The organism is Paenibacillus sp. SER-28 (genome assembly GCF_052906305.1).
This window is the reverse complement of record NZ_JBRECM010000010.1, coordinates 77,653-96,787: the sequence shown is the minus strand read 5'-3', so window position 1 is coordinate 96,787 and position 19,135 is coordinate 77,653. Positions and strand designations below refer to the sequence as shown.

The window sequence follows — 19,135 nt, the reverse complement described above, 5'->3', positions numbered from 1 at the left end:
GGGCTATCTTCCTTTCTCCGTCAGTTTCCGTAAAGGCAATGTAATTCTAAAAGTGGTCTGTAATCTATCTGTATTCTCTTCTTCATCCTGTTGCAGTTCAATCGTTCCTCCAAGGCTCTCCGCGACCTCACGTACATAAAACAATCCCATACCGGTCGACGGCTGTCCTTCCTCATCATACTTGGTCGTATACCCCGGTGTGAAGACCATTTCCCGTTTACGCTGAGGAATACCCGGCCCGTTGTCGGTGACAATAAAGGTTACTACATCCTCTTTTCCCGCTAGAAAGCGAATGGAAACGTCAATCCTTCCACTGTCTTTCATTGATTCAACTGCATTGGCTGTCAGGTTATTAATAAGTGTCAAAACGGTATAAACATGCAGCTTGGGCAACAAAGGATCGACATCTAGGGTAAAACGGATGGACTTGTCCAGCGATTGGGCGTATTTGCTGTTCGTTCGGATAATTAGCTCCCCAAGCTCTTGAGAAGCCATGTAATGCACTCCGCTTTCGGCATCAATCAGCTTGGACAAACCAGCAAAAATCCGCTGGCTGTCTTTTTTGATCTCGTGAACCTGTCCGGAAATACGAAGTGCCTGTCTGGCGTAATGTTCTCTATCCTTCAGAGATTCATCCTGCTGCAGCTCACGGTACAGCTCGTAGCTTTCACGAGTGATTTGTTCTGCATGTGACAGCGTTTTGCCTAACTGGACCGACTCCTCATACAAGTCCGATACAAGGAGTAAAATTCGCTCCGTCTGCTGCCTCTGTGCCTCTTCATGCTGGACCGATTGATTTAACCGAATCATATTATAAAACCCAAGCACGAAGAAGCTGCGGATCATAGCCATGAAAGCTACTTTGCTGATCTTAATGATGTCCCAGAAATCGCCGTCCATGCTCCACCGGACGCTAAGTTCCGACACACTGGCGGCAACCTCAATCCCTACAGAGAGGATGCCCACGCGGAGTGCGCGGTAAGGCTCAGCATTAATGTTAAGGACCTGGAAGAGCAGGCCGTAGACCATGTAATAAAAAAAGGTAGGGCCGTGCAGTGTCAGCAACTCTTCGAAGGGAAGGCCGGGCTGAGTGTAATGATTGAGTAAGATGCGAAAGGCGACTACCGCTATCCCTGTAAGCACTCCCGATAATGCAGGCGGAATATGACGAATAGATAACAGAAAGAAAAAAAATACAGGCGTACCAAAGCTGAGACGGAATGTATTAGCGAACGGGTGAATATTCAGCTCACCTGCGAGCGGTACAAATACAAGCATGAGCAGGAAAAGGAGCGTATTCAACTTCATTTATATTCACCTCCTGGGTATTCAGTCAGAAAGGCAATGTGAGCTAAATTCACAGGCTCGCCGTTAAAGTTTGTGAATTTATAGAAAAAAATAAATGCAGCTGTAGATAATTGTCGTTTTTTATAGATCAGATTGTAGTATAAATAACATCATTTGAATATTAAGAACAGCATACTGCAAAAATATACAAATCAGCCAGGGGGGACGCGAAGTGAAAAAGATTAATTTGACGATGCAAATCTTTATCGGTCTGGCTTTAGGTATTATTATTGGTGCCTTATTTTACGGCAATTCAGGGGTGGAAGTCTACTTAAAGCCAATCGGCGATATTTTCATCCGCTTGATCAAGATGATTGTCGTGCCTATTGTGATCTCAACACTCATTATCGGCGTTGCCGGCGTGGGCGACATGAAAAAATTGGGTAAACTCGGCGGAAAGTCGATCCTTTACTTTGAGATTGTAACGACAATCGCCATCCTTTTCGGACTGCTTGTTGCCAATCTGGTTCGACCGGGTGACGGCGTGGACATGTCCCACCTGGCCAAGAGTGATATCCATTCCTATGTAGAGACTGCAGAGAAGTCAGGCCATAGCTTTATAGATACGATTGTGCATATTGTTCCTACCAATGTTATTCACGCCCTGGGCGACGGAGATATGCTGGCTATTATATTCTTCTCCGTACTGTTTGGATTAGGGGTAGCGGCGATTGGTGACAAAGGCAAGCCTGTGCTGAATTTCTTTGAAGGCGTAGCCGACGCCATGTTCTGGGTAACCAATCAGGTCATGCGCCTGGCTCCGTTCGGTGTATTTGCCCTGATTGGAACGACAGTAGCCAAGTTTGGATTGGCCTCGTTATGGCCTTTATTGAAGCTTGTTTTGTCGGTGTACGGCTCCATGATACTGTTCATTGTGATTGTTTTTGGAATTATCGCCAAGCTTTGCGGTACCCGACTCTGGACTATGGTTAAAATTTTGAAAAGTGAGCTGTTGCTTGCATATTCGACGGCCAGTTCGGAAAGTGTTTTGCCTAAGATCATGGAGAAGATGGAGAAGTTCGGATGTCCTAAAGGAATTACGTCCTTTGTCATTCCGATTGGGTATTCTTTTAATCTGGACGGTTCCACCCTGTATCAGGCACTGGCTGCGATTTTTATTGCCCAAATGTATGGCATTGACCTCCCAATCACGACACAAATCACGCTGGTGCTAGTTTTGATTATTTCATCTAAAGGTATTGCAGGGGTGCCAGGTGCTTCCTTTGTCGTTTTGCTCGCTACACTTGGAGCAGTGAACCTCCCGCTGGAGGGGTTGGCTTTTATTGCTGGTATTGATCGCATTCTGGATATGGCGCGTACGGTAGTCAATGTATTAGGCAACTCGCTTGCCGCTGTGGTCATGTCCAAATGGGAAGGCCAATATGATAAAGAAAAGGGCGAGGAATACGTTGCTTCAATTAAATAAGATGCAACGAACTGAATAGTTGCCAGAAAGAGCACTTTTGCGAAGTAATGCGAAGGTGTTCTTTTCATTTCCAGACTTATTAAGGCCGTTCCTTTTTCGACATTTTTCGATGTTTTTTGTATGAATATTTAGGTATATGGACATAAAAACGATTCTTATTACCTATGCGATTTTAGATTTATTTATAATGATTCTTAATAAAATTCCGATATTAAACTATATCGTTTTATATATTGGCTTAGAAGGGAAGAGCATATATGTTTCTTAAAAAAAATGAGACCCACTCACTTGCTCCTTTAGTAGAAGAAAGCCGCAAACTTTCACAAAGAATACAGCAGAAGGATTATTCTGCCGCAATACAAGTTTCATCCAAATCTTCCGAGGTTCAAGAAATCGCTAACAATGTAAACCAAGCGCTTGAGTCCATGAAAAATGATGCTCAACATGTTGACATCCGTCTGAAGCTTGTTACCAAGGCTATAGAGATTGGCTTATGGGACATGGAGGTGGTTGCGGGTGATCCCGTCAATCCAAGTAATACGTTCACATGGTCAGAAGAATTTCGTGCTATGCTGGGGTATCAGAGCGAAAAGGACTTCCCCAATGTATTAAACAGCTGGGCATCCCGGCTGCACCCCGAAGATCATGACAGAGCATTGACCGAATTGTCGGATCATTTGCTGGATTTTACGGGCAAGACGCCTTATGACGTACAGTATCGTTTGAAGCTGAAGCATGGAGAATACCGCTGGTTCCGGGCTACCGGAACGACGATCCGCGATCAGCAGGGAGTGCCGCTTCGGATTGCGGGCGCTCTATTGGATGTGCACGACCAGAAGATTAAGTCCGAGGAGCTTCAGGCTCTAGTTACAAGATATGATCTCATCAATCGTGTTTTGGTGGAGGCTCCATATGACGTCATTCTGGCTGATGGAGATATCGAGAACCCGGATAATATATTTTGGTGGTCCCAGCAATTCCGCCACACCTTGGGCTTTAAGGATGAGCAGGACTTCCCGAGTGTACTAAGCAGTTGGAGCTCGCGTATACATCCTGACGATGCCGAGCATGCGTTTAAGGCTGTAGTTGACCATTTAAATGACTATTCAGATCGTACGCCATATGACATGGTATGTCGCTTGCAAAGTAAAAATGGCGAATATCGCTGGTATCAAAACAGTGGAAGAAGCATACGCGATAGCAAGGGAGTGCCTATTCGTATTGCGGGTACCATTCGTGATATTACTGTCGAAAAGGAAAAGCAGGCTGTCGCGGATGAGCTGACGCTCAAAATTCAGCATCTCTCCGATTCCATTACGGAAATGGTGAACGGCGTTAACTCGGTTAGTAACCAGGCGCAGGAGCTGGCAACGGCTCAGGAGCAATCGACAGAGGCAGCGAATCAAGCCAAAGTCAGTGCAGAAGAGACCCAAAACATTTCCAACTTCATTAAAGAGATTGCGAATCAAACAAATCTGCTGGGTCTGAATGCCGCCATTGAGGCATCGCGTGCGGGCGAGCAGGGGCGGGGGTTTGCGGTAGTTGCAGATGAAGTGAGAAAACTCGCCATACACAGTGCTGATGCGACCGGAAATATCGAGACTAGTCTGGACGAAATGAAGACACTCATCGAGCAGATTTTGCACAATATTGGTAATATGTCTACGCTGACACAAACACAAGCCGCGCTAACGCAACAAGTGAATGCATCTACAGACGAGATCAACAGCATGTCCAAAGCTTTGTTGGATTTTGCAAGAACGATGTAAGGCTTCATGTAGAAATGAGGCCGGGCCTTAGGCTCGGTCTCTTTACTGTTTTTGGAAGATGAACTATACTTTTCGAGGATAGATCTAAAAATCACCTCATAGTAACTTTATGTGGAAAAGAGGAATATACTTGAGCTTACTTAGTTCAATATTGGTCGGAATTGTAGCTCTGGAGCATGTGTACATTCTAATATTGGAAATGTTTCTGTGGACGACTCCGCGGGCGATGCGTACGTTCGGCACCTCGAAGGAGCTGGCGGAAGCAAGCAAATCCTTGGCTGCAAATCAGGGGCTGTACAACGGCTTTTTGGCAGCCGGATTGGTGTGGGGCTTGTTCTATCCGGATACTGTGTTCGGGCGGCAAATCCAATTATTCTTTGTCATTTGTGTGGTAGTGGCTGCGTTGTATGGTGCATTAACTGCCAATAAGTCTATTTTATTAAAGCAAGGCCTGCCTGCCATCCTGGCACTAATCAGTTTGTGGATACTCTGAAGACACCCTTAACGGGTGTCTTTTTTCTAGATTCGATCACATAATGTCTGGAATGCTAATGACAAGGGGAATAAACAGTTTTTGACCGATTGTAAATCCGACTATTCCGATTTATAATAAATTTATTACATACTAAGAGGACACGGGGGCTAGAGCGATGCGTCGTAATTTGACTGGTGTATTGGTATTAATTGTATTGATGTTGGTTGTAAGTGCATGCTCCAGCGGGAATTCTGGATCTACGTCTGAGACGAATGGGAATACGCCCGGTACAGCTACCACAACAGCTGATAACGGACAGCCTAAAGATGGCGGCAGCCTGATCATTGGCGTACAAGCTGATCCGGTGGTGCTGAATCCGAATTATGCGGGTGATCGGGTAAGTCTGACGATAGATCAGGCGATATTCGCACCATTGTTTCAAGTGAACAATGGCAAAAAGACATTTTATTTGGCAGACAGTCTGACTCCTTCAGCAGACAAGCTGACTTATACACTAAAACTGAAAAAAAATCTGACTTGGCATGATGGCGAGAAGCTGACAGCTGACGATGTTGTTTTCACCATTAACAAAATTTTGGACGAGAAGCAGCACAGCTTTTTGAGAAGTAATTTTATGGTTAATGGAAAACCGGTTCAGGCGAGCAAGGTTGATGATACAACGGTGGATTTCAAGCTTCCTCAGCCAGCTCCTGCTTTTGAGGCAGCACTGGTACAGGTATCCCCGATTCCGAAGCACATTTTCGAGAATGAAGCGGATATTGAGAAGAGTACAAAAAACAACTCTCCGATTGGATCTGGTCCTTTCAAATTTAAAGAGTACAAAACCGGTGAGTACGTTACACTCGAACGGTTCGATAACTATGTTGGCGGAAAGCCGCATCTGGATTCAGTAACATACCGGATTGTTAAAGATTCAAATGCTGCGAATTTGGCCCTTCAAAATGGTGAGATCAATGTAAACTATCTCGATCCGCAAAATGTGGAGACCATTAAAGCAACAGATAAGTTTGACATTTTCCCTTACAGCGAAGGTCGCTTGGCTTATCTGATGTTTAATGAAAACAGCGATACGAAGCAGTTGAACAAAAAAGAAGTACGGCAGGCGCTTTCTTATGCATTGAATCAGGATGAATTGATTCAGGTATCCTATGGCTCCAAGGATTATGCAGATACTGCGAAATCTGCTCTGACACAGGACGTACTGTATCACACGAACGACGTTGCATTTTTCAATAATGATGTGAACAAAGCAAAAGAGCTGCTGAAATCGGCTGGCGCTGAAGGACTGAAGCTGCGCATTATCATTCCGGGCGGCAACAAGGTACAAGAAGCACAAGCGCTCTATATCCAGCAGAAGTTAAAGGACATAGGCGTTCAACTGGACGTGAACAGCATGGATTCCTCGGCATGGTCGCAAAAATTCGTCGATACGAATGCCAAGGACTTCGATCTGGCGATCAGCGGCTATATCATGGGATATGACCCTGACGCGTATCGTATTTTGTATAGCACCGGATCATCTTCCAACTATTCACATCATTCAAATAAAGAAGTAGATAAGCTACTGGAAGAGGGCGCGGGTGAGTCGGATACGACTAAACGTGGAGCAATTTATAAAAAGGTACAAGAACTGCTGGCTGAGGATGCTGTCATCTACCCGATTGCTTACACCAAGACTATTGTAGCCTTCGACAAGCAGTATGGCGGTATTGATCAGGCTGTGTTAAAGCCGGTCGTGATTTTCGAGGATTTGTCCAAAATTTATCACAAATAAGACAGGGTTTTCAAAAATAAGCTGGGCTAACCAGCTTATTTTTTTCGAAAACAGCAAGGGGAAGGGAAACGTATGAGACAACTCATCGCCAGAAGGTTGCTGCAAGTTATACCGATGCTATTTTTTGTGTCCATCGTCTGCTTCGGCTTGATCAAGCTGGCTCCAGGTGATCCGGTTCTCTCTTTTGTTACACCGAATATGCATCTGGAAGACATTGAACGAATGAGGCATAGCTTGGGGCTGGACCAGCCTGCTTATGTGCAGTACATATTATGGCTTAAAAAGAGCCTGACGGGTGATCTCGGCTACTCGCTAATTAATCACCAGCCCGTGCTAGATCAGATTCTCGATCGTCTCCCGGCAACAGCCGGGTTGATGGGTGCATCCATCATACTGGCTGTGCTGATTGCAATTCCACTCGGTTTGACGGCCGCGGCTAATCGGAATCGCTGGATCGACAAGCTCATTAATCTGATGTCGTACATCGGGATTTCTGTTCCGCTATTTTGGCTCGGTATTTTACTTATTTATTTGTTTGCGATTTATCTGCATTGGCTTCCGAGTACAGGAATGCGTACCATCGGTACGGACTCGGTGCTAGATGTAATCAAGCATGGGATTTTACCATGTTTTGTACTGGCCTTCGGCTTTCTGTCTGTGTATGTGAGGTACATCCGTTCCAGCACGATTACGCAGCTCAAGGAAGAGTATGTGCAGATTCAATACGCGTTCGGATCTGGAAAAAGACTGGTTTTGTTTCGACATGTGCTTAAGCATGTGCTGTTGCCCATCATTACGCTGCTCGGAATGTCGGTTGCGGACCTGGTGGCTGGAGCCATTGTGACGGAGACGGTATTTTCCTGGCCGGGCATTGGCTCGCTGGGCATGACGGCGGTAAAAGGGATGGATTATCCCGTCATCATGGGGATTACTTTATTTTCCGCTCTGCTGCTGATCCTGGGTAATCTGCTTGCGGATATCTTGTACAGCATTGCGGACCCGAGAATTAAATCAACGAGGTGAATTCATGAATCGGAGCAAATGGCGCAACATCGGGATCGAGCTGATGACGAGCAAAATGGGCGCCGTCGCTCTCATACTATTGATCGTATTCTCGCTGGGGGCGATTTTCGCATTTTTATCGCCGCAGGACCCGAATAAGTTGAACGTGCTGGAGCGTCTCCAACCACCGGGAGCGGCACACTGGTTTGGGACGGATGATTATGGGCGGGACTATTTTACAAGAGCACTGTACGGCGGACGTGTATCATTGCTGGTAGGCTTCGCGTCCATGATTATTGCGACCAGTATTGGTGCAGTGGTAGGGATTGTGAGCGGGTATTTTGGAGGATGGATCGACAATCTGCTTATGCGGGTTTTGGAGCTGATCATGTCAATTCCGTCTTTCTTGGTTATTTTGCTGCTGAGTGTGTTTTTGAAGCCGGGCGTCGGCAATATCATTGTCATTATCGCCCTGCTCATGTGGATGAACATTGCCCGGGTGGTCCGTGCAGAGACAATGACGTTGCGCGAACGGGAGTATGTACTATATGCCAAAGCTTCGGGACAAAGTACGTTGGGTATTATTATGAAGCACATCGTACCGAATCTGATTCCGGTAATTATCGTAGGGGCGACGAACAATATCGCTTCAGCGATTATGATGGAATCGTCACTGAGCTTCCTTGGCTTTGGTGTTCAGCTGCCGAACGCTACGTGGGGCAGTATGCTGAATAATGCCCAAGGATATATTGCACAGGCCCCATATATGGCATTGTTCCCGGGTCTACTTATTTTACTGACTGTGTTGAGTTTTAATATTTTGGGAGATGTACTGCGTGTAGGCTTTGAACCCAAATTAGTAAAACGATGATTCATAGCACAGATCCATTACAAATGGCTCCAGGAGCGACAGGAAGGAGCGAAAACACAATGACAGAACATCTACTGTCCGTCGAACAGCTGGAGGTCTCCTTTTTCACTCGTGAAGGGGAAAATCAGGCAGTTCGAGGGGTTAGTTTTCATATTGATGCTGGAGAAACGGTAGGAATCGTAGGAGAATCCGGGAGCGGCAAAAGTGTTACAGCGAAAGCGATCATGTCGATGATTGCCCCGCCGGGCAAGCGGCTGAACGGCGATATTCGTTACCGGGGACAAAGCCTGACCGCTCTGACGGAAAAGCAATGGCGCAAAATACGCGGAAACCAGATTGCAATGGTTTTTCAGGACCCGATGACCTCGCTGAATCCGGTCAAAAAGGTTGGCTATCACCTGGTTGAGGTGATTCGCAGACATCAAGGACTGAGCAAGGAAGCGGCTACGCAAGCAGCTGTAGAACTGCTGCGACAAGTAGGCATTACCGAGCCGGAGCGCCGAATGAACCAATACCCGCATCAATTCAGCGGCGGGATGCGCCAGCGGGTGATGATTGCCATGGCGCTCTCGTGCAGCCCGGAGCTGCTGATTGCAGATGAGCCGACTACAGCACTGGACGTAACGATTCAGGCACAAATCTTGGAGTTGCTCAAGACGCTAAAGCAGCAATCCGACATGTCCATTGCTCTGATCACCCATGATCTGGGCGTCGTCGCCCAGGTGTGTAGCCGTGTCATCGTCATGTACGGCGGCATGGTGATGGAGGAGGGACGCGTGGACGATATCTTTTATCGTCCGGGCCACCCGTATACGCAGGGCCTGCTGCGTTCTGTGCCCCAGCGCACGAACGGCTTCCGCGAGCGGCTGGTGCCGATTGAGGGCACGCCGCCGGACCTGCTGAACCCGCCATCAGGCTGTCCGTTCATGGAACGGTGCCCACACGCGTTTGCCCGCTGTGTAGAGCGGCCACCGATGGTGGAGCTGCGCCCGGATCAGCGAGCAGCCTGCTGGTTGAACGAGCCGGACGCAGTGCCTGCTGGAGTCTGCGAGACGCCCGAAGCGGGCCACGCGGAAGGAGGGAATGACGGTGAGTGAAACAAACGATGTATTGGGTGAGCAACAGCCCTTGGTGGAGGTACACCAGCTTAAGAAGCATTTTGTGACCGCAAAGGATTTGTTAGGGCGTAGCTCTGAAGTGCTCAAGGCGGTGGATGGCGTGAGCTTTCAAATCAAGCGTGGCGAGACGTTCGGACTGGTCGGTGAGTCAGGTAGTGGGAAATCAACGGTTGGACGCTGTCTGACGCGATTATACGATTATACAGAAGGTACGGTACGCTTTGACGGTCAGGATATTTCCAAGCTGAACGATAAACAGCTCAAGCCGCTGCGTCGGCGTATTCAGAGCATTTTTCAGGACCCATATTCCTCTCTTAATCCGGGTATGAACGTGCTTGACCTGATCGGTGAGCCGATGGATATTCACAGATTGCATCAGGGTAGTGAGCGTAAAGATGCTGTAGTAGCTTTGCTTGAAAAGGTAGGGCTGAAGCGGGAGCATCTGTATCGCTACTCGCACGAGTTCAGTGGTGGGCAGCGCCAGCGGATTTCCATCGCTCGTGCTCTGTCCGTGAACCCCGAGTTCATCGTCTGTGACGAGCCGATTTCGGCACTGGATGTGTCCATCCAGGCGCAGGTCATTAACACGCTGGAGGATCTCCAGCAGGAGTTCGGGCTGACGTATCTGTTCATCGCCCATGACTTGTCGATGGTGCGACATATTTCAGACCGAATCGGTGTGATGTACCATGGGCGACTGGTAGAAGTAGCCGATGCAGATGAACTGTATGAGCAGCCCGCTCACCCCTACACGCAGGCGCTGCTATCCTCCATCCCTGTGCCTGATCCGAGAGCAGTCGGAGAACGGGAGGGACTGGGGGGAGGCTTGGCCCAACCAGACGGTTCATTAGTATGGGACAAGGATAACAACAGTACAACCGAGCTGAGAGAAATCAGCCCCGGCCATTATGTAGCGTACCCGGTTAACCATTAGGGTTAAGATCGGTTGTATGATGTGCATGACCCAAAGGAGGTAAAAAACGATGACTGAATCGACGACGAAAAGAGTACGTATTTCCCAATGGGACGCACTCTTGCTGGAATCATTACGCTCTTTAGGCTGGTCCCAAGAGGAATTAATCCGTCGGGTGCAGCAAAATGAGCTGCCAACGGACGGACCATCCGATTTTGATTATACAGAGCTTGTCACCGGGCTGGCGTCCCAGGAGCCGGAAGTGTTTGTCAGCGCGGTAACGGATGGATATCAGATTAAGTACAATACGATCCGGGGCATTCGTTCGTGGATTGCCGTTGCGTTCGGGCGGGAGCCTGAGCTGTCACTGGAGGAAGGAAGCGAAGCCGTTACATCCGAACTGACGAAGGCTGAGTATGATCGGCTGGAGAGAGTGCTGTCGTTAGGATGGTTCATCCAGAAAGTATGTCCCGCGGCGGGCGAGACTTCAGGATTATACCGAATTGTACCTGCTGCACAGACGAATTAAATCATGGGGGTGGAGTAACACCATTCACCAGAAATGGAAACGAGCTGACCGTGAAGGCCAGCTCGTTTTTTTAATGCAATCCTTCTTCATCTTTTTTTATTCAGCATAACCAGACTATTGTGAATGATCCGTGTCATGCAGTAAAAGAAGGCCATTCTGGTGGTTTGCATAATGGCTCCCAACAACATGGACATCGATTCCATATCGGAAAAGTGCCGGATAAGAATCCGATTAATAATTCCTTCACCAAACCAGACAAAATATAGCGGAACAATCATCTTTTGAATATAACGGGCTTTGCGCTCCAATTCGGGGTGGAGCGCAAAGTACCTGTAAATATGGGTGAATGTATTAGAGAATCCCCACAAGTTAATAAAAGGAATCATGCGAGCAATGGCTCCCACGGTACGAATCGGATAATCGGAATGCTTTTGCCGGATGGCTTTATGTACTTGAACTAGCCAGATCAGATAGGTTACAAAACACAAGTAGTGCAGCACAAAGCTAAAAACTGTAAATTTTTGCTCCAGCTCGTATAGATGATCATAATAAAAATCATTTGCGTAGATATACACTAATGTAAAAATAAGGATGATAAATTCGCCTATAGTGCCCACTGCTAGTAAGGCTTGATGTACGCTGCCAACTGTCTTGGATGGGAATGCTTTGGAATCTGGATCATTCAAGATGTACTTCCTCCCAGTCTAGTTGCTTCAAATACACGATAGCATCCTCCAGTGTTTCTACGGGGATAATGCGTAACTTGAGTCCATGCTCCTTTTGAACTCGGGCAGCCTCTGCTTCGTTGCCTTCCTCACCGTACCATTCATAATCTGCCGGTACGAAAAATAGATCAACCTTTGCCGCCTCGGCTCCCAGCAGCTTTTGCTCCAGCCCACCGACCGATCCGACATCTCCGTATTCTTCCATCGTGCCAGAGCCAGCGATTTTGTGACGTCCGCCATCTGAAAAGTCGATATTATTAGCTTCCTCATACAGTCCGATACCTGTCATCAGACCCAAGGAATTTCCCGAAAGATCCTGCAAATGAGTCAATAGCTCCGCATAGCGAGCATCCTCCAATTTGTTAAGATTCGAGAAAGTCGCCGTAGCCCCAGCTGTGTCGCTGTCTACGCTTAATTCCGTCGCTGCATGTACGGCTTGCATGGCAGAATATTTTAGCGTGTCCGTCTCTGTAAGGTCCTTCAAATAAGAGTCCACTTCATCAGGGGCAAGAGGTTCAAATTTAATCGCTCCCCCAGATACATTTTCACTGGAATATACATTCCAACGCTCCAGGAGATTGTTAGCAATACCCGTTTGCACAGACGCAAAAAACACGCTTCCCTGAACGCCAAGATCTTTGACCGGATGCATTTCTCCCTGCAAAATATACTGCGCAGGCATAGGCCTTGTTCCAATAAAGGCAGCGATAGCGGGGATCAGCAGCAGCGCGAAGATGAGTATACGTTCTTTGTTTATGCCAAATATCTTTTTGAGGAGATATGGATTACGGCTTGGCACCTCATTCACAACCTTTCCAACTGTTCTCATACGGATATCATCGGTTGAAATGATTAGAAAGGTTACATTTTTCACCATAAATGACCGATAAGAGTATAGTAGTGTTCATATTTTTACGCTCTGCTAGATCATCAGACGCTCATTTTTTATGCTATATTTTATACATAAGGAAAATTAGTGAGAGTTGAGGTGCAGCATGACATCAATGACTATTGTCGAATCATCCGTCAAACCAGGATTAATGGCTTTTCAGGCAAGCACTGAAGATCAGGAGCAGGTTCAGGAGTTAATTTTAAAGACGGCCAGATGGCTGCACAGCAAAGGCTCTACGCAATGGGGACGCTTACTAAAAGGAAAAGATGATCATAACCTAGGCGGTGCTATTGCACGCGGAGAAGTGGTTATTTTCCGAGCATCAGAGGATCATGGCTTGGCAGGCGCAGTGATCTTGCAGCAGCAACCCAGTGCATGGGACCGTAAGTTGTGGGGACTAGACGAAACGGATTCTGAAGGAGGAACCTCAGTATATCTGCATCGTTTGGTTGTGGATCGCGATAGCACCGGGAAGGGGCTAGGCCGTGAGCTGATGCAATGGATTGAACGAGGCATCCACTTCACAGGCAAGGATCGAATCCGTTTAGACTGTATTGCGGAAAATGACAAGCTTAGCGAGTTTTACAGACAATGCGGTTATACGTATATAGGCGAAACGAACGGCTATAATATTTTTGAAAAGATGCTAATAAAGTCATAGAAAACGGAATCATACTGAAGGAATACGAAAGAAGGAAGCAGGTGATCTGCATTCTTCTTTTTTTGTTGTGCAGCCCTTTACTTTCCCTTGGTCGCTGTCATATCAGAGCCCCAAAAGAAAAAAATTATATAAAAATGAAAATGGGGATATCGCGCCTCCCCCTCCTACATATGATGATAGGGAAAGTTTTGTAAGCGCTTCAAAAGAAGGATGACATACAACCATGCGAAGCTACAGGAGGCGGTTAAGGTGGACAATTACATGAGCTGGATAAAGATTGGATTTTTCCTCAGCGTTCTGTTTTTACTTGCAGCGGCATGCAGTACCTCTCCCAAAATAGAGAACACAGAAGGGCAAAAAGTGCGACTTACGATGCAGGCTTGGGGTAATCCTGCGGAGGTGAAGGTGTATCAGCGGGCGCTGGATGCATTTGAAAAGGAAAACCCAAATATCGAGGTTAAGCTGGTGCCTGTACCGGGAGACCAATATGAGCAAAAGCTGTTGACACAGCTTCAGGGAAGTCGCGGACCGGATGTGTTTTATTCGTATGAATCGACGATTGCGCGTTTGATCGGGGCGAAGCAGGTACAGCCTTTGGGTGAGTTTTTAAAAAGTGATGCGAGTGATGTGAAGGCTGAGGATTTTCCGGAAGGATTGTGGGGACCGGCAAAGCGTGATGGGGAAATTTATGGGGTCACTCCCGACTCCAACCCGATGGTCATGTATTACAACAAAAAGGTATTTAAGGAAGCAGGCGTGAAGACGCCGCAAGAATACTATGACGAAGGCAAGTGGAATTGGGACGCCTTTGAAGAGGTTACATCCAAGCTGAAGGCAGCCGGAAAGCAGGGTTATATTGCGGAAAACTGGTGGGCTCACTGGTATTCATGGGTGTGGTCGAATGGCGGTCAGATCTTTGATGAACAAGGTAAATATGTGCTGGACCACAATGAAAAGGGCAAGGAAGCCTTCGGTTTTATGTACGATATGGTGAAAAAGGGAAATGCGGTATATCTCGGCTCGCTTCCCAAAGGGCAAGGGGCTGACGCGATGTTCATGTCCAATCAAGTCGGTATGCTGGCGGCGGGAAGATGGCTGGAACCCTTGTTTAGCCAAAATAAAAGCCTCGACTTCGATTATATCTACTGGCCATCTAATACCGGTAAGAATGAGCCCGTTGCCATTCCGGTTGCCTATGTAGCTGTAAACAAAAATAGTCCGCATGTGCAAGAGGCCATGAAGTTGGCAGCATTCTACGTCTCTGTGAAGGGACAGGAGGCCCGGCTGGTTGAAGGTGGGAATGCCATGGGTACGCTTGCTGCCGCAGATGAGAGCATTATGAAAAAGGCGATAATTGAGCATTCAAGCTATTTGACCGAAGGACGTAACATAGGGCATGCTCATGGATCTGCACTGGCCTATGATGCTCAGGTGCCAGGGCTGAACTCGGATATCACGGAAACCATCGACCTGATGTTCCTGGGCAAGCAGGATGCTGCGGCAACCATTGAAAAGTTGAATCAGATCATATCCAAGGCGGTCAAGTAGGCACGGGATGGGCCGTGACCGGGGAGGAAGGTGACAAGATGCAGAAAAAGCATCAAGCGCTGTGGGGCTATCTATTTATTGGCCCCCAGTTTTTGGGTCTGTTATGTTTTTCGCTGTTGCCGTTGCTATATGCGCTTTACTTAAGCTTTGTAAACTGGGATGGATTTGGCGTCCCCTTGTTTGTCGGCTTGGACAATTTCAAAGGCCAATTATCTGATCCTGATTTTTGGAAGGCACTCATCAATACGATGTACTATATGGTGTTGGTCATCCCGGCGGGGATTATATTGGCTCTGCTCGTAGCCATCGTGCTCAACAAAATGAAGGGCAAGGAAATTTATCGCTTGTTCTTTTTCATGCCTGTCGTAACCAGTTCGGTATCGGTTGGTGTCATCTGGATGTGGATACTGAACGGCGAATTTGGCATTTTAAATCATCTGCTGCGAGCGATTGGGATTACAGGCCCGATGTGGCTTACCGATACGCAGTGGGTGATTCCGTCGATTGCGCTTTTGAGCATATGGCTGGGACTTGGATATAATATGGTCATTTTTCTGGCAGGACTCCAGGGTATCTCCAAAAGCTATTACGAGGCAGCCGAAATTGACGGGGCCAGCAAGTTCCAGCAGCTAAGGTATATTACATTGCCGCTGTTGTCACCAACGACCTTTTTTGTGACCATCATGATGGTCATCAGTTCTTTTCAGGTGTTCGATCAGGCGTTTGTCATGACGAATGGAGGGCCAGCCAAAGCAAGCTATACGCTGGTGTACCACATTTATGATCAGGCGTTCATTGACTTCACGATGGGAGAAAGTGCTGCGGCAGCAATGATTTTGTTCGTGATCATTCTCGTATTTACACTGCTGCAATTTAAAATGCAAAAGAGGTGGGTGCACTATGGAGATTAGTTCCAGAGGTAGGGTATTCCTGCGCCATGTGCTGCTCGCTGTCGGCTCTTTAGTCATGTTTTTTCCATTCCTGTGGACTGTTCTCAGTTCCCTGAAGGATATTTCTCAAATTTTCGTCGTCCCACCTCAATGGATTCCTGATCCGTTCGTATGGAGCAACTATCCGGCATCGCTGGAGGCAATGCCCTTCGTGCAGGCGTATATGAACAGCTTTTACATTACGGTGATCATCGTGACAGCGACACTGATTAGCGCGTCTATGGCGGCGTATGCTTTTGCTAAAATCCGATTTCCGGGCTCGAACATACTGTTTATCTTGTTCCTCGCTACGATGATGGTGCCCAAGCAGGTGACGATGATTCCGTTATATTTGGTGATGGATCGCATCGGTTGGCTGGATACACATTGGTCGCTGATCGTACCTGGAGCCTTGTTTAATGCATTCGCAGTGTTTCTGCTCCGCCAGTTCGTCATGGGTATCCCACGCGATCTAGAGGAAGCGGCGGTAATGGATGGGGCGGGCTACATTCGTATTTACTGGAGCGTCATCCTGCCACTCATTCGTCCGGCATTGGCGGCAATAGGGATTTTCACCTTTTTGGGTGCCTGGAACAGCTTTCTTGATCCGCTTATCTATCTCAATACACCGGAGAAATTCACGGTTCCGCTTTTACTTAACAATTTCAAAGGGTTATATACCGCCGATTGGTCACTGATGATGGCGGGTACCACCATTTCTGTCGTCCCGGTGCTAATCGTCTACATCATTGCCCAAAAGCAAATTATTGAAGGCATCACCTTGACGGGAATTAAGGGGTAGGGGCATCTCTCTACTCCTTTTTGTATTTTTTTCGGTACTGTAGTGGGGTGTGCCCGGTAAGGTGCTTGAATACACGACCAAAGTGAGCGATGCTGTCAAAACCCGTTTTTTCAGCAATGGAAGTCACTTTCCAGCTTGTTTCTCTTAAATACGCCCGAGCCTGCTGGACCCGCACATCCTGAAGATATTCTACTAAGGTAAAACCTGTTGTCTGCTTGAAAATACGGCATAAATACGTGCTGCTAATATAAAAATGCTCAGCCAGCCGATCTAGCGACAGGCTCTCGTCATAATGAGCATGCAGGTATGCGATGACCGAGTACACGCGCTGCTGCTTTTCGCTACGTTCCGGTGCAATGGTATCGGCAGTGGCCGATTGTATGCGCCGGATGCGGATAAGGAGTTGGAGTAGCAAGCTTTGGAGATATAGTTGGCGGTAGGCATGTTCTTGATGGTATTCATCTAGCATTTGCCGGAATAGATGCTCCAGCTCGCTCTGTTCTTCCGGGGAGGGGCGAAGCAGAAAGCTTTTTTCTGGCAGAAGAAGCTGATTCTGATCGCTGGAGGGAGAGACGGTCATTGACGAGGCTGCAAATTCTTCATCAAAGTTAATCAAAATCCGTTCATGGCTACCGCTACCCTTGTTACTCGTACGGTGAAAATCATGTTTGCTGATCCAAATCAAATCGCCCTTCTGGAGCGCATATACCCGCTGATTAATGTAGTAGTAGCGCTCTCCTGCCAGCAAATAATAGATTTCGTGCGCTTGGTGGACATGGTCGGCGGACATGCTGAATGGCACCTTCCGCAACGTTTGCTCGATGGCAAAACGGGGTGTAGCGATCATATCGATAGTCTCCTTTAATGAAAGAATGCATGAGGATAATATATGTATACTTTACGGGAAAAATCATAATAAAAGCGAAGATTTTGCTTTTTCTTATACTATAAAATAAAAGCAATTCATGTAAAGGGTGTGAACCAATTGGCTAAAATCAAATATGCACTTGTGGGTACCGGAGGAAGAGCCGAATTTTTTTACGGTGAAGTTGTTACTGTATTCAAAGATACCTCGGAGCTGATCGCGTTCTGTGACGTCAATCAGACGAGAATGGATTATGCCAATCAGCTGCTGCAGGAGAAATACGAGCATGAGCCGATTCCGACCTATAAAGCTCACGAGTTTGATCGGATGATCGCGGAGACGAAGCCGGATATCGTCATTGTCACGACCATTGACCGGGTGCATCATCGGTATATTATCCGGGCGATGGAGCTGGGCTGTGATGTCATTTCCGAGAAGCCGATGACGGTGGATGAAGATAAATGCCAAGACATTTTGGATGCCATAGACCGCACGGGACGGAAGCTGCGTGTCACCTTTAATTACCGCTATGCGCCGCATAATACGAAAATCCGTGAGCTGATCATGGACGGAACGCTCGGAGAGGTGCTGTCAGTCAATTTTGAATGGCTGCTGAATACACAGCATGGCGCGGATTATTTCCGTCGGTGGCACCGGGACAAGCGCAATAGCGGCGGTCTGCTGGTGCATAAATCGACGCATCATTTTGATCTGATGAACTTCTGGCTTGGCTCGAAACCGGAGACGGTGTATGCGATGGGGGATCTGAAATTTTATGGCCGGGAAAATGCGGAGCAGCGTGGCGTGACGGAGTTTTATCAACGGGCTTACGGCAGCAAGGCAGCGGAAAATGACCCCTTTGCGCTACACCTGGACCGTAACGAGCATCTAAAAAGCATGTATCTGGATGCTGAGCATGAGGATGGCTATGTGCGGGATCAAAGCGTATTTGGCGACAATATCAGCATTGAAGATACGCTGAGTGTCATGGTGAAGTATCAGAACAAGACGGTAATGAACTATTCGCTGAATGCTTACATGCCTTGGGAGGGCTTTATCATCGTATTTAACGGCACGAAGGGACGGATGGAGGTTCGGGTATCCGAGCAATCCTATGTTAATTCCGGTGGCAGCAAGGCAGATGAGGGTGCGCTAAAAGAGAAGACCATCACCATCTATCCCCACTTTGCAGCACCTTATGAGGTCGAAGTAGAGGAAGGCCAGGGTGGTCATGGCGGAGGAGATCCAGTTATGCTGCGTGATATTTTCGATAAGCCGGCAGAGGATCGGTTCCATCGTGCGGCCTCACATATGGACGGTGCATGGTCCATTTTAACAGGCATTGCCGCCAACCGTTCTATGCGTACAGGTCAGCCGGTGAAGGTGGAGGAACTGGTGCGCTTGTAATGAGCAGTAAATTTAATACCGAAAAGCCCCCTCTAACTAGATGAATAGAGGGGGCTTTTCG

General features: G+C 47.5%; 18 protein-coding genes. 14 read left to right on the top strand and 4 right to left on the bottom strand.

The features are described from left to right. Positions 1–3: 3 nt before the first annotated feature. The gene (locus ACUYLD_RS20265; RefSeq protein ID WP_446675844.1) at positions 4–1,308 is read right to left on the bottom strand and encodes a sensor histidine kinase; all 1,305 of its coding nucleotides are present in this window, start codon (positions 1,306–1,308) and stop codon (positions 4–6) included. A 211-nt stretch (positions 1,309–1,519) separates the two neighbouring features. Between ACUYLD_RS20265 and ACUYLD_RS20260 the strand changes: the two genes are divergently transcribed. The 9 genes from ACUYLD_RS20260 (at position 1,520) to ACUYLD_RS20220 (ending at position 11,245) form a co-directional block, all read left to right on the top strand. Continuing rightward, entirely contained in the window at positions 1,520–2,773 is a 1,254-nt protein-coding gene (locus ACUYLD_RS20260; protein WP_446675843.1) for a cation:dicarboxylate symporter family transporter, read from the top strand. Positions 2,774–3,030: 257 nt separating this feature from the next. Further along, complete coding sequence (locus ACUYLD_RS20255; protein ID WP_446675842.1) at positions 3,031–4,542, top strand: methyl-accepting chemotaxis protein; 1,512 nt, start codon at positions 3,031–3,033, stop codon at positions 4,540–4,542. A 130-nt stretch (positions 4,543–4,672) separates the two neighbouring features. Beyond that, on the top strand, positions 4,673–5,035 hold the full coding sequence (locus ACUYLD_RS20250) for a DUF1304 domain-containing protein (protein WP_061831915.1): 363 nt from the start codon (positions 4,673–4,675) through the stop codon (positions 5,033–5,035). A 157-nt stretch (positions 5,036–5,192) separates the two neighbouring features. Then, positions 5,193–6,812 (top strand): ABC transporter substrate-binding protein, encoded by a 1,620-nt coding sequence (locus ACUYLD_RS20245; RefSeq protein WP_446675841.1) that lies wholly within the window; start codon positions 5,193–5,195, stop codon positions 6,810–6,812. Positions 6,813–6,884: 72 nt separating this feature from the next. After that, on the top strand, positions 6,885–7,835 hold the full coding sequence (locus ACUYLD_RS20240; protein ID WP_023986565.1) for an ABC transporter permease: 951 nt from the start codon (positions 6,885–6,887) through the stop codon (positions 7,833–7,835). A gap of 4 nt (positions 7,836–7,839) precedes the next feature. Next, positions 7,840–8,685 (top strand): ABC transporter permease, encoded by an 846-nt coding sequence (locus tag ACUYLD_RS20235; RefSeq protein WP_446675840.1) that lies wholly within the window; start codon positions 7,840–7,842, stop codon positions 8,683–8,685. 59 nt (positions 8,686–8,744) lie between these two features. Further along, a complete protein-coding gene (locus ACUYLD_RS20230; protein ID WP_446675839.1) occupies positions 8,745–9,782 on the top strand; it encodes an ABC transporter ATP-binding protein in 1,038 nt (345 codons plus the stop codon). Further along, positions 9,769–10,737, top strand: coding sequence for an ABC transporter ATP-binding protein (locus tag ACUYLD_RS20225; RefSeq protein ID WP_250259866.1), 969 nt, complete (start codon positions 9,769–9,771; stop codon positions 10,735–10,737). Before ACUYLD_RS20230 ends, ACUYLD_RS20225 begins: the two co-directional genes overlap by 14 nt. Before the next feature lie 49 nt (positions 10,738–10,786). Continuing rightward, a complete protein-coding gene (locus tag ACUYLD_RS20220) occupies positions 10,787–11,245 on the top strand; it encodes a hypothetical protein (protein ID WP_446675838.1) in 459 nt (152 codons plus the stop codon). Between the two features lie 86 nt (positions 11,246–11,331). On the opposite strand, the gene ACUYLD_RS20215 is transcribed toward ACUYLD_RS20220, so the two are convergent. Both ACUYLD_RS20215 and ACUYLD_RS20210 read right to left on the bottom strand, forming a co-directional pair. After that, on the bottom strand, positions 11,332–11,931 hold the full coding sequence (locus tag ACUYLD_RS20215; RefSeq protein WP_446675837.1) for a hypothetical protein: 600 nt from the start codon (positions 11,929–11,931) through the stop codon (positions 11,332–11,334). After that, positions 11,924–12,799 (bottom strand): hypothetical protein, encoded by an 876-nt coding sequence (locus ACUYLD_RS20210; RefSeq protein WP_254327271.1) that lies wholly within the window; start codon positions 12,797–12,799, stop codon positions 11,924–11,926. Before ACUYLD_RS20210 ends, ACUYLD_RS20215 begins: the two co-directional genes overlap by 8 nt. Before the next feature lie 166 nt (positions 12,800–12,965). Between ACUYLD_RS20210 and ACUYLD_RS20205 the strand changes: the two genes are divergently transcribed. From ACUYLD_RS20205 to ACUYLD_RS20190, 4 genes are all read left to right on the top strand, one after another. Then, positions 12,966–13,523, top strand: coding sequence for a GNAT family N-acetyltransferase (locus ACUYLD_RS20205; protein WP_446675836.1), 558 nt, complete (start codon positions 12,966–12,968; stop codon positions 13,521–13,523). A 249-nt stretch (positions 13,524–13,772) separates the two neighbouring features. Beyond that, positions 13,773–15,071: an ABC transporter substrate-binding protein gene (locus ACUYLD_RS20200; protein WP_069290860.1), complete on the top strand. Its 1,299-nt coding sequence runs from the start codon at positions 13,773–13,775 to the stop codon at positions 15,069–15,071. 38 nt (positions 15,072–15,109) lie between these two features. Beyond that, the gene (locus ACUYLD_RS20195) at positions 15,110–15,982 is read left to right on the top strand and encodes a carbohydrate ABC transporter permease (RefSeq protein WP_446675835.1); all 873 of its coding nucleotides are present in this window, start codon (positions 15,110–15,112) and stop codon (positions 15,980–15,982) included. After that, positions 15,972–16,802 carry a carbohydrate ABC transporter permease gene (locus ACUYLD_RS20190; protein WP_013308340.1) on the top strand — a complete coding sequence of 277 codons (831 nt, stop codon included), beginning with the start codon at positions 15,972–15,974 and terminating at the stop codon, positions 16,800–16,802. The genes ACUYLD_RS20195 and ACUYLD_RS20190 overlap by 11 nt, the downstream gene beginning before the upstream one ends. A 10-nt stretch (positions 16,803–16,812) precedes the next feature. Here the strand turns inward: ACUYLD_RS20190 and ACUYLD_RS20185 are convergent, their stop codons facing one another. Continuing rightward, positions 16,813–17,649 carry a helix-turn-helix domain-containing protein gene (locus ACUYLD_RS20185; RefSeq protein ID WP_446675834.1) on the bottom strand — a complete coding sequence of 279 codons (837 nt, stop codon included), beginning with the start codon at positions 17,647–17,649 and terminating at the stop codon, positions 16,813–16,815. Positions 17,650–17,787: 138 nt separating this feature from the next. Here ACUYLD_RS20185 and ACUYLD_RS20180 point away from each other — a divergent pair, with 138 nt between their 5' ends. Then, positions 17,788–19,074 (top strand): Gfo/Idh/MocA family protein, encoded by a 1,287-nt coding sequence (locus tag ACUYLD_RS20180; protein WP_446675833.1) that lies wholly within the window; start codon positions 17,788–17,790, stop codon positions 19,072–19,074. The last annotated feature ends 61 nt before the right edge of the window (positions 19,075–19,135 follow it).